Raw genomic sequence first — 12,419 nt, forward strand, 5'->3', positions numbered from 1 at the left:
AAGTATAGCAAGATCTGCAGGAGGATGTCGGAAAGTCCGGTTGCTGAAGAGGACATGCCGGGATCGGGGGCTCTCTTTTCGGTAAGGGGAGTCTATGCAGCAGTAGATAGGCCCCCTGTCACAATTGACAGTCTACAGGGTGATTCCAGCCGAGTAGGATCAACCTCGATTCAGATAACGAGCCTCCCTGCCGTGGCGCTAACTTGCCTCAATCCATATCGGTGTGGGTCGCATGCACGGGTTCTGTCGTGGAGGAGGAGAAGTGATCAAGAACAAGGCAATTCTGTTCATCGTTTTCGCGTACCTGGCTTGCGCACCCGCGGCCTTTACCCAGGAAAAAGCGCCCGCTCCGGCCGCGCCCGGTAAGCCGGGTGCGACAGAAGAACAGAACCTCAATGAGTACATCACGCTCTTACGGAAAGATGTGCGGTCACAAAAGTCCGCAGTGATGAGCGCGGTTATGCAACTCGACCCGGACCAGGCGGCTAAGTTCTGGCCAATTTATCGTGACTATGACGCCGAGTTGTCGAAGGTGAACAATCTGCGAGTGTCAAATATTAAAGAGTACTCGCAAACATACGACCATTTGACGGATGCGAAGGCAGATGAGCTGATTCAGAACGCATTCTTATATCAGAAGCAACGCATGGATCTACTGAACAAGTACTACGACGTCATGAAGCAATCATTGGGAGCTACTACGGCAGCGCGCTTTGTACAGGCTGAATACCAATTGCTGCTGATCATCGATCTGCAAATTGACTCGTCGTTGCCACTGGCGGGTTCGTAATCCGAAAGGAGGAAAGAACGAAATGCATATCTCCAGAGTTTCTCCGATAAGAGTCTTGTGCGCTGTGTTGGTGTTTCTTGCAGGCCTTGCGCCAGCGGCCGTGGCACAGGAAAACATGGTTACGATCCCCGCCGGGACAACCATTATGGTGAGAATGCTGGATTCGATCGATTCCAGCCAGAATCCGCAGGGTTATCGGTTTACGACGGTGCTTGAGACCAACATCGCCGTCAACGGCACCGTCATCGTTCCTGCAGGCAATACTGTGTATGGACGGCTTGCCGTGGCGGAACAGGCGGGACGCGCGACGGGATCCTCCAATCTGCAATTGGAACTTACGGATATCGTCGTCAACGGTACTGGCTATCCGATCTACACGAGCGATTATGAGGTGAAAGGCAGCAGCAGCACGAAGAGAAGCGCCAAGCGTCTTTTGGGTGGGGCCGGTTTGGGGGCAATCATCGGAGGCATAGCAGGGAACGCCGGGATGGGAGCTGCCATTGGTGTAACTGCGGGTGCTGTGGGATCCATAGCGCAGAAAGGGCAGTCCATCAAGGTGCCGAGCGAGACCCTTATTTCGTTCCGTCTGCAGCAGCCGGCGTCCCTGCCGGCACCCTACTAGACCGGGGACGCAATCGCGAAAGCCTATTTTCGAAAGCTGAACATAACCCTGTCTCAGCTTGTAGGACAATAATCAGGAAACACCAGGAGCGCGAAAGGTGGAGCTATGAGCGAAGAAAGTGTTCTGGAAAAATTGAGGGCGGGAGCAAGGAAGTTTCAGGCTGAGGTCTACGCGAAGAATGCCGAGCACTATCAGCGGGCGGCATCGACTCCGCAGGCACCACACACGCTGATCATTTCCTGTGCCGATTCGAGAGTGGACGTAGAAGCGATCACCAGTTCGGGGCCCGGTCAGGTCTTCGTAACGCGGAACGTGGGCAATATGGCGCCGCCCTACAGCGGTACCCCGGGCGGCGTGACTGCGGTGATTGAGTACGCGGTTGCCGCGCTTAAAGTGAAGCACGTTGTAGTATGCGGTCACTCGGACTGCGGAGCGATGAAAGCACTTTTGCATCCTCCGGCGACGGACAACCTGCCGACTGTGAGGTACTGGCTGCACCATGGACAGGCAGCGCTGATGGTGGCCGAAAGCATGGCTCACAAGGACGAGCCACAGATCGACAAGCTGAAGCGGCTCACGGAAGAGAATGTGCTGATGCAGCTTGTGCATCTGAAGACACACCCGAGTGTGGCGGGCGCGATGGCGCGTGGCGAGCTGACCATGTCTGGTTGGGTCTATGACATTGGGAGCGGCGTGGTGCGCATCGCTGAGGAGGGACACAGGGACTTCATACCGGTGACGGTGGGCGCCGGAGCCAAGGCATGATCGTTTCCAAAACTCAGCGGCTAACGGTGATGCTTCAGGGGCTGCGACCGGCGCTGTTTTCATTGCTGGGATGGGACCTTGTGATCGTGGTGTGCTACAAGGTCCTGCACTGGAAGTGGGTAGGATCGAGCTTTGTACCGTTGGGGTCCTTCGGCGCAGTGCTCGGCATCATCGTTGGTTTCCGGAACAGTTCCGCATATGGGCGATGGTGGGAGGCGCGGATACTGTGGGGAGCCATCGTGAACCGAAGCAGGACGTTCGCGCGGCAAGTGTTGACGACGATGTCGCCTGAGCGATCTGCGACACCTGCCGAACAGACTGAGGTTGCTGATGCGCAGCGGGAACTGGTACTTCATCAGGTCGCCTATGTTCACGCGCTGTGTCATCAGCTACGCGGACAGGACCCTGTGCCCACCGTGGTGCGGCTGATTCCAACGGAAGATCCGGCGAAGCTCGCCCGCGAGAAGAACCTGGCTCTCAAGTTGCAAACCCGGATGAGCGCGATGCTGGTGGCGGCGCGCCGGCGCGGTTGGCTGGATGAATGGCAGTGGCAGGCTCTGGATCAGAGCCTGGCGGGGCTTATGGATTCACAAGGCGGCGCCGAGCGCATCAAAAACACGCCTATGCCGAAGCAGTTCGATTTCTTCCCTCGATTCTTTGTGCAGATTTACTGCCTGATGCTGCCGATAGGGATGGTCGTGGATCTCGGGTGGTATACGCCGCTGGGTTCCACATTGGTCGGGTTCCTGTTCCTGGCTCTGGAAAAGATCGGGCGCGACCTCGAAGATCCGTTTGAAAATCGAATTCATGATGTGTCGACGACAGCGATTGCCACAACTATCGAGATCAATCTGCGGCAACTGCTGGGCGAAACCGAACTGCCGCCGCCAGCGCAGCCGGTCGATGGAATCTTGTGGTGACGAGAGGTTCGTTCGCAGTATTTCTCTTCTAGCCGAAGGTGAAGGCGAAGGCCTGCACACCTGGATCTGAAAATTCGATCACAAAATCTCGATCTTTGATCGCGCCCTTCTGCCGGATGAGTTGATACAGGCGATGCTCGGTGAGGAGGCCGTTACCTTGCTCGTCGGTGTCTACGCCGTGGTTCTCTCTGGGTAACTGGCCATCGATGGTGACGCGAAAGCGCACGGGTTTCCCGTCTGCTGCGGGACCCAAAACCAGGTGCAAGTCGCGGGCATGAAAACGAAATGCGATCTTGCCTCCTGGGGAGGTCAGCATTGCGGTCTGGTCGTGGTCAATCCAGTTGCCGGCAAGCGCCCACTGGTTCAACTCGAGGTGGGGCGGGGTGGCATAGAGCTTCGGGGCATCTTGCTTGAAGCCGCCAGGTGAGGCAAAGTTTTGCGCCCGTGCGTAACCGATATAGGTTTCAGGAGACTGCACCTCATCCATATCCGGTGCGGCTTCGGCTCCATTTGCGCTGACGCTCACGACGCCACCAGGAAGAGGTTGCTCGCCGGCTCGCTCTTTCAAAAGGAGTTGGATCCACTGCTCAGATTGCTCATAGTCTCCTTCGCCGAAATGGTGGTAGCGTAGCTTGCCATTCACATCGAAGAAGTAGTGTGCAGGCCAGTATTGATTGCTGAAGGCAGTCCAGATTGCATAGTTGTTATCCAGCGCCACGGGATAAGTGATTCCGAGATCGCGTACCGCTTTCTGTACGTTCGACAAGTCCTTTTCGAAGGGGAACTCCGGCGTATGCACACCGATCACTACCAGGGCGCTGTCTTTATATTTTTCGGCCCATGCGTGAAGATACGGCTGATCGCGAAGGCAGTTGATACAGGAGTAGGTCCAGAAATCGACGAGAACAACTTTTCCTTTGAGCTGATCGGCGGTTAGCGGCTGCGTGTTTATCCACGCTGTTGCGCTTGTCAGACCGGAGAGCGGGGAGCCTTCCGTCAGAGCTTCGCCGGTGTCAGTGATGGTTAGCGTCTGATCGGGAATGCGTATTACCTTTGCTGGGTGCAGGCGATCGACCAGCTTCTGTTCCAGGCCCGATGTGCTTGAGAGTGAGATTCGCGTCAGGATACTGCGGTCCAATCCGAGTGCAATCGCAATCACTCCGATCAGAACAACGGCGCCGAGAATGCGGCGTACCCATTCTTCCACGCCAAGGGATCGCTTCATCGCTGCGAAGACGCGTCCGCCGGCGAAGAGCGCTACGGCGAGGGATGTTGCAGCGCCTGCTGCGTAGATCAAGAGCAGCAAGGATGTGTGGGCACTTGCTCCCTGCAGGGCTGCTCCTGTGAGAATCAGGCCGAGGATGGGACCTGCGCACGGCGCCCACAACAGTCCGGTGGCGACGCCCAGTACGAGCGGTTGCCAAATACTCACAGAACCGTCAGATGCCACCTGAGTAAGTCGATTGCCCAAATGCACAAAAGGTCGGGAGAGTCGCTCTGCTAATGCTGGCCAAAGAAGGGACAGGCCGAGGAGAGCAAAGAGCAGTAGAGCAGCCACGCGTCCAAATTGGTTCGCGCGTATCAGCCATGAGCCTCCGGCTACGGCGATGGAAGCGACGACGGCAAACGTGATTGCCATGCTTAGCAGAAGAGGCAATCCAGTTCTGCGGAAAGGCTGGTCAACACGTGCAAAGGTGAAGGGCAGGATCGGGAGGATGCACGGGCTCACGATGGTGAGGATGCCTCCAACATAGGCCAATATGAACAGGACCATGGAACCGCAACTCCCTCGTCTACCAGGAAACTGAATCGTAACTTTGGACGCCTCCGAGTGTGAAAGGGTTACAGACAGCCAGTGGTTCATTTTAAAAGCTAGAGGAGGTTGATCCCATGAGTTTGAAATAAAGATGCCCGCATTGCCGCGGGCCTGTGGAGGGATCCGATTAGACGAAATCAGATCGAGAAGAGTAGAACTGGCCCATGGCGATCATCATGTCATTAGCTTTGTATGGCTAATGATTACAAGTTATAAATTAATGCTGTAACTGCTGTCATTTAAGACATTCTGCTGTATGAGATAAGGACACCTGGAACTTACTAGCTCTGTCACATAATCAGTATTCAGTCGCTGTAACAAACCATAAGGGAACATAACTACAGTTTGTCGTCGTCTCTGGCAAGCCTGCTATCAGAAACCAGTCAACGGCGTCTTAGTTATTAGCTTTGTAAATGCGCAAGAGTCGACTTCGGTAGGGCAGGTAGCACCGCGCTACAATTATTGCTAAATTCGGCCGTGCTTGCCCCGCAACGAAACAGGCAGGGGTCTGGTCCTGTCGAGCTGAGCCCACATGGCGCAAAGAACGTGAGCTCCGAATAAGAAACACTTAATACGTCGAAGTTGCCTTGCGGGATCTCGTTCCTTACAACAAGAGCAGAGCGCCTCTTACCGTTCCGTTCGCCTCTTTGTGGTCGTGATCGCCTTTGGCATGCGAAAGTGGACCAGGAGAAGAAAAAACGAAAACGATTGAGGCAACGTTTTTCCGCTTTCCGGCAACAGAGGGGAATGCCATCACTGAGTGCTCGCACCCCAGATGTTTCATTCGTTCTTTCATTCGTTCATTTGGGAGCTAAGCGGTATCTGCCTTTGATAGAATCAGCGGGCTCGCATGGCATAAGCTTTTGGGTATTCGACTTCGAATGGAGATTCCATGAGTAATCTACTGACCCTGATTCAAGAGAATCGGGACGCAATACTAAATGAATGGTTACAAGCAATCCGCGAAGTGAGCAGCAGGCGCGGCTTAATTGATGATCGTGAGCTGGAAACGCAGACCTCAGAAGTATTGGCGGCGATCTATATTGTCCCGACCGAAACACCTCTCAATAACCTCGACACGTCAGCGTGGCGGCCATTAAAGGATCTTCTGGCTAACCTGTCGGCATCGCGGGCCATTCAGGGGTTTACTCCTTCTGAAACAGCTATGTTCGTGCTTTCCCTGAGAGCACCGCTCTTTGCCCTGATCAGAAAGCACTGGGGCAATAAAGCGGATCAGCTCTTTGCGGAAATCACCGTCGCCGCTGATTTTATCGACAAGTTGGCCCTTCACACGACAGACAGTTATATTCATGGACGCGATCAAGTCATCATCAGGCAGCAGGAGGAGATGCTGGAACTCTCGACTCCAGTGGTGACTCTATGGGATGGAATCGTGGCTCTCCCTCTGATCGGAACACTAGACAGCGCGCGGACGCAGGTGGTGATGGAATCGCTCCTTCAGGCCATCGTGCAGACAAATTCCCGGGTTGCGATTATCGATATAACCGGCGTTCCTACAGTCGACACTCTCGTTGCTCAACATTTGCTTAAGACGATTACCGCAGCGCGACTCATGGGTGCTGATTGCATTCTCAGCGGTATTCGGCCACAGATTGCTCAAACGATCGTTCACCTCGGCATCAACCTCGAAGAGGTGACGACGAAGGCGAGGCTGGCAGATGCGTTCCGTCTCGCCCTGGAGCGAAGTGGCCGCGCAGTCGTTCGGGTCGCTAAAAATAACACCGTTTCGGCAGTCTCCAAGGAGTTCTGATGGAACGGATTCCAATTCTGCGCATGGGAGACTTGCTCCTGGTAACAATCCAGGTAGACATGCACGACAAGCTCGCTCTTACCCTTCAGGATGATCTGACAACAAAAATTGCAGAAGTCGGAGCAAAGGGTGTTCTCATTGACATCTCATCGCTGGAGATCGTGGATTCATTTATAGGACGAACGCTGGCAAATATCGCTTCCATGGCGAAGGTGCTCGATTCGCAAACAGTCGTAGTCGGAATGCAGCCCGCGGTTGCCATCACACTTGTTGAATTGGGGATGTCGTTGCCGGGCATTCGTACAGCGTTGAATGTTGAGTCTGGTATGGAATATCTGCGGGAAAATGTGACCGAGGGCCAGGACAATGGGGACAGTACAGAAGACTGAAACAGTCCCCATCAAGACCGACTCCGACGTCGTGTCGGTACGTCAGCGAGTGCGTACCTGGGCGATCGAAATGAAGTTCAGCCTTGTGGACCAGACAAAGATCGTAACCGCGGCGAGCGAACTAGCTCGAAATACGCTCGAACATGGAAAAGGCGGAGACCTGGAGCTAGCTGTGATTGAAAATGGCATCCGGAAAGGGTTGCGACTAGCATTTTCGGACCGTGGACCGGGGATTCCGGATGTTAAACAGGCGTTGACCGATGGCTTTACGACAGGGCAGGGAATGGGGCTTGGTCTTGGCGGAAGCAAGCGGCTCATGAACGAATTCGAAATCGATTCCAAACCAGGCGGCGGAACGACAGTCACTGTCATCCGATGGAAGTGACTGTGCTCATCAATCGACTCATATCTCTCCAGGCCAACGATTTGAGCCAAGTTGGCAATGCACGCAGGCAGGCCATGGCCATAGCAGGTTCTGTGGGTTTCGATGACACTCGACAGGGAGAGCTTGGCATCATCGTCACAGAAGCAGCCCGCAACATTGCGATGCATGCTGATTCAGGCGAGCTGATTCTGTGCCCCTGGTCGCTGGACGGCATGAAAGGTATCGATGTTTTCGCGCTCGACCGGGGCAAGGGTATTGCAAATATCGAAAGGGCGTTAGAAGACGGATATTCCACGGCGGGAACTGCTGGTCAAGGCATGGGAGCGATGCAACGTCTGGCCGGAGATTTCCAGATTTATTCGGCGGCCAGCCAGGGGACGGCGCTTTTTGCCCGTGTTCTTTATGGCCCTGCCACATCAAGGCCGAATATAGGACCCTCGCAGGGAGCTATTTCCGTTGCAGTAGCTGGAGAGTCCGTTTGTGGCGACGCGTGGAGTTCATGCCATACTCCGGAACGCAGCATCTACATCGTTGCTGATGGCCTCGGCCATGGCCCACTGGCAGCCGAGGCAGCGCAGGAGGCCATTAGAGTATTCCATGAATCGTCAGAACGCTCCCCGGAGCAGATACTAGGAGAGATTCATGGCGCACTGGCAAAGACTCGTGGAGCTGCCGTCTCCATCGCAGAAATCCTGTATGACAGGCGCAGCGTGAATTACGCGGGAGCAGGCAACATAGCAGCTGTCCTCTGGTCAAAGGGAAAGAGCAGAAGTTTGGTTTCGATGAACGGAACAGTTGGCCATTCGGTTGGCAAACTTCAGTCTTTCTCCTACCCCTGGGAATCAAATTCCATGTTGATCATGCATTCCGACGGGTTGGGAACCCGATGGAGTCTGGATCAATATCCTGGTCTCTCCCAACGCCATCCTGCTTTGATTGCCGCTGTTCTCTTTCGCGACTTCAGCAGAAAACGCGACGATGCGACAATCGTTGTGTCACGAATCCAGTCAGAATGAAAGACATTCAAAATTATTCGATATTTACGCTTCGTCTTCGGCAGGAACGGCATGTGGTCTACGCGCGCCAACGGGCAAGAGAAATTGCGAAACTGCTCGGGTTCGATCACCAGGAACAAATACGCCTTGCCACGACAGCTTCGGAATTAGCACGAAACGCATTTCGATACGCCACAAATGGAGCGGTCGAGTTTCTGGTTCAGGATTCGTCGCCACAGCTCTTTCTCATCTCGGTTACGGATGAAGGTCCGGGGATTGCGAACCTTGCTGAGATTCTGAACGGGCAATACGTTTCAAAGACGGGCTTGGGTAAAGGCATTATAGGAACGAGCCGTCTGATGGATCACTTCAACATCACCGCACCCCCAGGCGGTACCCGCGTGGAAGCCGGCAAATGGCTTCCAGCTTCGGCGCCGCGCATTGATGCGAATCGAGCCAAGGCGATCTCAACCCAACTGGCCAGTACAGACACTGCTGATCCATTCGATGAAATCGAGCGTCAGAATCAGGAATTGCTCAAGACTCTGGCAACGCTTCGGGAAAAGCAGGAGCAACTCGCTGAACTCAACCGCGAACTGGAAGATACGAATCGAGGTGTCGTGGCGCTCTACGCCGAACTCGATCAGCATGCCGACGATCTAAGGCGGGTATCGGACCTCAAGACTAGTTTTCTATCCAATCTTTCCCACGAATTCAGGACGCCGCTCAATTCCATCATTTCGCTCAGCCGATTACTGCTCAATCGATCCGATGGGGATCTCTCACTGGAGCAGGAAAAGCAAGTTATCTATATTCAACGTTCTGCGTCCGAATTGTCCGAACTTGTCAATGATCTTCTGGATCTTGCCAAGGTTGAAGCAGGAAAAACGGAGGTAAGAGCCAAGTATTTCGAAGTGCAGGATGTTTTTGGTGCGCTGAGGGGGGTTTTAAAGCCACTTTTAGTCGGCAACAGTCTTGAATTGATCTTTGACGCACAGGTGAACCTCCCGCCGCTGTATACGGATGAAGGAAAAGTATCCCAGATCCTTCGAAATCTGATTTCGAACGCGCTGAAGTTCACTCGTCGCGGGCATGTTCGTGTGACGGCAAATCTCGATGCAGAAGACAACGATGTTGTCTTCAGTGTGTCCGACACCGGAATTGGAATTGCGCCCGAAAACCTGGAACGGATATTCGAGGAGTTTGTTCAAGTAGAGAGTGAGCTGCAAAGCCAGGTAAAGGGTACCGGTTTGGGACTTCCGTTATCACGGCGATTGGCGGAACTGCTGGGCGGAACGCTCAAGGTCGACAGCGAACCGGGAGTGGGATCGACTTTTGTTCTTACGGTTCCGGTTATCTATGGGAAGACCCAGCAGGGAACGACGCAGGAAGCACAAATCGCGGAGGCAAGTGGTCCGGCCATACTGTTGATCGAGGATAATCGCGAAGCCAATTTTGTCTACGAGTCCACACTCAAGAATACAAAGTATGAATTGACTTTCGTCGCATCTCTTCACGAAGCGCGGACCGCGATGAAACGGCTGAAGCCTGCTTTGGTATTAATGGATCGCTTGCTCGATGGTGAAGACAGCTTATTTTACATTGAAGAGCTGCGGTCCACAGGCTTCTTAGGTCCAGTCCTCGTTGTCAGTGTAGTCGACGATGTGAAAGCAGCACTCGATGCGGGAGCGGCAGCATTCCTGGCAAAGCCAGTGGTGCCATTTACTTTGTTAAGTACGGTTCAGGAACTCATCGAAGGACAATCTGCCAAAACGCTCCTGCTCGTCGATGACGATGAGGTTACCCGCTATTTGCTTGGTGAAGCCCTGTCCAGGCTCGGGTATCGTGTTCTAGAAGCCAGGAATGGGCGCGAAGCGATCAAGACAGTCAAGGAACGCGTCGTGGACGGCGTTTTTCTCGACATTATTATGCCGGGACTGGATGGGTTTGAAGTACTGAAGGAAATTCGTGCGAATGAGAATTCAAAATTCATCCCGATCATAATTCATTCCTCGAAAAACCTCTCCGTACAGGAACTGAATCTAATCGCCGGTATGAGCGTAACGATCTATCCGAAACAGGCCTTAGCAACGGACGCAAGCACAGCCGCACTGCGGAATGCGCTGAAAATGGGGGGAATTGAAGAATGATCGATGATCAACCTGTCGTATTGATCGTCGATGACCGCGAGGCGAATCGCTACACAATCGCACACACTCTTAAGCGTTCAGGCTTTCAGGTGATGGAAGCTTCGAATGGTAAAGAAGCACTCGAGATGGCAAACCGCATCCCGGCTGTCATTTTGCTCGATGTGAGACTCCCCGACATTCTTGGGTATGAAGTCTGCCGGCGAATCAAGTCCAATCCAAATACCGGCTTTATTCCCATCGTGCAGCTATCAGCGGCGTTTCTCGATAATGAAAGCAAGATTTATGCGTTGGAGAGTGGAGCAGATGCTTACCTAACCCAGCCTGTCGAACCAAATGTTCTGGTCGCTACCATCAAATCTCTCGTCAGGCTACATCGCGCGGAATCGCAGTCGCGGCTTTCCGCCAAGCAATGGCAGGCTACCTTCGATGGACTCTCCGAAGGTATTGCCCTTACGGATTCGTTAGGAGTGGTGCAGCGGAGCAATCGCGCATTATCAAAACTATTGGATCGCCCCTACCTAGAAATTGAGAAGCATCCGTTGAACGATCTGCTCAGCGCGCATTTTGGCATGGAAGTTGATTGCCGAAAGAAACAGCAGTTTTCAGAGATCCAATACGATGATCGTTATTTTGACCTCAGCCTGGAGCCGATATTTCTTGATGAAGTGCATACAAGCAGCATTTTGATTCTTTCCGAAATAACAGCACGCAAGGTAGCCGAGGCCGCTGTACTTGCGAACGAACGTCTAGCCGCAACCGGGCGCATGGCGAACACAATTGCTCATGAGATCAATAATCCTCTTGAAGCAATCACGAATCTTCTTTATCTACTAAAGAGTACGTCCGACCCTGACAGGGCTAGGGACTATCTCGATTCTGCTCAAATAGAAGTCGAGCGCGTCTCAAAAATTGCGCGGAGAATTCTCTCTTTCAACCGCGAGTCCAAGGCTCCCGTTCCCGTGAAGTTATCCGAACTTCTTGAAGATGTTCTGGCGCTTAACAACCGTGGACTTGTTGACAAAAATCTTTGGGTCATCCGCGAGTGGGATTCAAGTCTATGCATCGAGGGATTTCCCGCGCAGTTACGGCAGGTATTTTCGAACATAATCCGCAACGCAATTGAAGCGGCACTTCCAGAAACGAGGCTTCGTCTCAGGATTTCGGGATACCCACGGAATGGCTCGGTTGGCGGACGGATTGCCCGGGTGACAATTTCCGATCAGGGCGTTGGGATACCTGCACCGAATCTCAGGAAAGTCTTTGATGCCTTCTTTACAACGAAAGAGCTAAGGGGATCAGGCATCGGTCTGTGGCTCAGTAGCGCGATCGTGCGTGAGCATCATGGATACATTCGAGTGCGCAGCAGCATCCAACCTGGCTTGTCTGGAACATGTCTTTCCGTAATGTTGCCGTGTCAGTGGCACTCCGATCCACCTCCAGCCAAGGATTGATAAGGAGAGTCGCCTCATCGTGACGAATCTCAAAGAGGGAACCACCACCAGGGGAAACGCCGTGGCTTGTGTGGAAGCGTCCTAAGAGATGGGAAATAGCCACTCATGCATCCCTCGAACTGTTGAAACCGAGCCTATCAAACCCCAATGTGCCTCGAAATCGGGCATCATTGCGCCGGATTTATCGCTCGAAAAGCACCGCCTGCAAGGGGTTTCTAGTCCAACCCGCATTCGGCTACTTGCATCTAATTGGCCGTTACCGTTCCGGTTATAAAACTCGCACGTCCTGGACTCGGGGAGGTGATGGTCCGGATGAAATATTCTGCCTTACAATCCCTCTGTGAGGTATGCGGTACAGAATCGAC

The 12,419-nt window shown here is 53.5% G+C and carries 11 protein-coding genes; 10 read left to right on the top strand and 1 reads right to left on the bottom strand.

Annotated features, from left to right (window positions below):
• Positions 1 to 262 precede the first annotated feature (262 nt).
• From H7849_RS04195 to H7849_RS04210, 4 genes are all read left to right on the top strand, one after another.
• Complete coding sequence (locus H7849_RS04195) at positions 263 to 790, top strand: hypothetical protein (protein ID WP_186744400.1); 528 nt, start codon at positions 263 to 265, stop codon at positions 788 to 790.
• A 22-nt stretch (positions 791 to 812) separates the two neighbouring features.
• Positions 813 to 1,412, top strand: a complete 600-nt coding sequence (locus tag H7849_RS04200; protein ID WP_186744401.1) for a hypothetical protein — start codon at positions 813 to 815, stop codon at positions 1,410 to 1,412.
• Positions 1,413 to 1,517: 105 nt separating this feature from the next.
• A complete protein-coding gene (locus H7849_RS04205) occupies positions 1,518 to 2,177 on the top strand; it encodes a carbonic anhydrase (RefSeq protein ID WP_186744403.1) in 660 nt (219 codons plus the stop codon).
• Positions 2,174 to 3,097 carry a bestrophin family protein gene (locus H7849_RS04210; protein ID WP_186744405.1) on the top strand — a complete coding sequence of 308 codons (924 nt, stop codon included), beginning with the start codon at positions 2,174 to 2,176 and terminating at the stop codon, positions 3,095 to 3,097. The genes H7849_RS04205 and H7849_RS04210 overlap by 4 nt, the downstream gene beginning before the upstream one ends.
• 28 nt (positions 3,098 to 3,125) lie before the next feature.
• On the opposite strand, the gene H7849_RS04215 is transcribed toward H7849_RS04210, so the two are convergent.
• Positions 3,126 to 4,871 (bottom strand): cytochrome c biogenesis protein DipZ, encoded by a 1,746-nt coding sequence (locus H7849_RS04215; RefSeq protein WP_186744407.1) that lies wholly within the window; start codon positions 4,869 to 4,871, stop codon positions 3,126 to 3,128.
• Positions 4,872 to 5,805: 934 nt separating this feature from the next.
• Here H7849_RS04215 and H7849_RS04220 point away from each other — a divergent pair.
• Genes H7849_RS04220 through H7849_RS04245 form a run of 6 tightly spaced genes read left to right on the top strand, consistent with a single transcriptional unit; the run spans position 5,806 to position 12,054 of the window.
• Positions 5,806 to 6,684, top strand: a complete 879-nt coding sequence (locus H7849_RS04220) for an STAS domain-containing protein (RefSeq protein ID WP_186744409.1) — start codon at positions 5,806 to 5,808, stop codon at positions 6,682 to 6,684.
• A complete protein-coding gene (locus H7849_RS04225; RefSeq protein ID WP_186744411.1) occupies positions 6,684 to 7,073 on the top strand; it encodes an STAS domain-containing protein in 390 nt (129 codons plus the stop codon). The genes H7849_RS04220 and H7849_RS04225 overlap by 1 nt, the downstream gene beginning before the upstream one ends.
• Positions 7,051 to 7,458 (top strand): anti-sigma regulatory factor, encoded by a 408-nt coding sequence (locus H7849_RS04230; RefSeq protein ID WP_186744413.1) that lies wholly within the window; start codon positions 7,051 to 7,053, stop codon positions 7,456 to 7,458. The genes H7849_RS04225 and H7849_RS04230 overlap by 23 nt, the downstream gene beginning before the upstream one ends.
• Entirely contained in the window at positions 7,449 to 8,474 is a 1,026-nt protein-coding gene (locus tag H7849_RS04235) for an ATP-binding SpoIIE family protein phosphatase (protein WP_186744415.1), read from the top strand. The genes H7849_RS04230 and H7849_RS04235 overlap by 10 nt, the downstream gene beginning before the upstream one ends.
• Entirely contained in the window at positions 8,471 to 10,603 is a 2,133-nt protein-coding gene (locus H7849_RS04240) for an ATP-binding protein (RefSeq protein ID WP_186744417.1), read from the top strand. The genes H7849_RS04235 and H7849_RS04240 overlap by 4 nt, the downstream gene beginning before the upstream one ends.
• Complete coding sequence (locus tag H7849_RS04245) at positions 10,600 to 12,054, top strand: ATP-binding response regulator (protein WP_186744419.1); 1,455 nt, start codon at positions 10,600 to 10,602, stop codon at positions 12,052 to 12,054. The genes H7849_RS04240 and H7849_RS04245 overlap by 4 nt, the downstream gene beginning before the upstream one ends.
• Positions 12,055 to 12,419 lie beyond the last annotated feature (365 nt).

Origin of the sequence: Alloacidobacterium dinghuense (genome assembly GCF_014274465.1) — a bacterium.
GTDB classification, from domain to species: Bacteria; Acidobacteriota; Terriglobia; order Terriglobales; family Acidobacteriaceae; genus Alloacidobacterium; species Alloacidobacterium dinghuense.

Coding starts and splice junctions, on each gene's coding strand:
- H7849_RS04200 (WP_186744401.1), top strand. CDS start 813: ATGCATATCTCCAGAGTTTCTCCGATAAGAGTCTTGTGCGCTGTGTTG.
- H7849_RS04205 (WP_186744403.1), top strand. CDS start 1,518: ATGAGCGAAGAAAGTGTTCTGGAAAAATTGAGGGCGGGAGCAAGGAAG.
- H7849_RS04210 (WP_186744405.1), top strand. CDS start 2,174: ATGATCGTTTCCAAAACTCAGCGGCTAACGGTGATGCTTCAGGGGCTG.
- H7849_RS04215 (WP_186744407.1), bottom strand. CDS start 4,871: ATGGTCCTGTTCATATTGGCCTATGTTGGAGGCATCCTCACCATCGTG.
- H7849_RS04220 (WP_186744409.1), top strand. CDS start 5,806: ATGAGTAATCTACTGACCCTGATTCAAGAGAATCGGGACGCAATACTA.
- H7849_RS04225 (WP_186744411.1), top strand. CDS start 6,684: ATGGAACGGATTCCAATTCTGCGCATGGGAGACTTGCTCCTGGTAACA.
- H7849_RS04230 (WP_186744413.1), top strand. CDS start 7,051: ATGGGGACAGTACAGAAGACTGAAACAGTCCCCATCAAGACCGACTCC.
- H7849_RS04235 (WP_186744415.1), top strand. CDS start 7,449: ATGGAAGTGACTGTGCTCATCAATCGACTCATATCTCTCCAGGCCAAC.
- H7849_RS04240 (WP_186744417.1), top strand. CDS start 8,471: ATGAAAGACATTCAAAATTATTCGATATTTACGCTTCGTCTTCGGCAG.
- H7849_RS04245 (WP_186744419.1), top strand. CDS start 10,600: ATGATCGATGATCAACCTGTCGTATTGATCGTCGATGACCGCGAGGCG.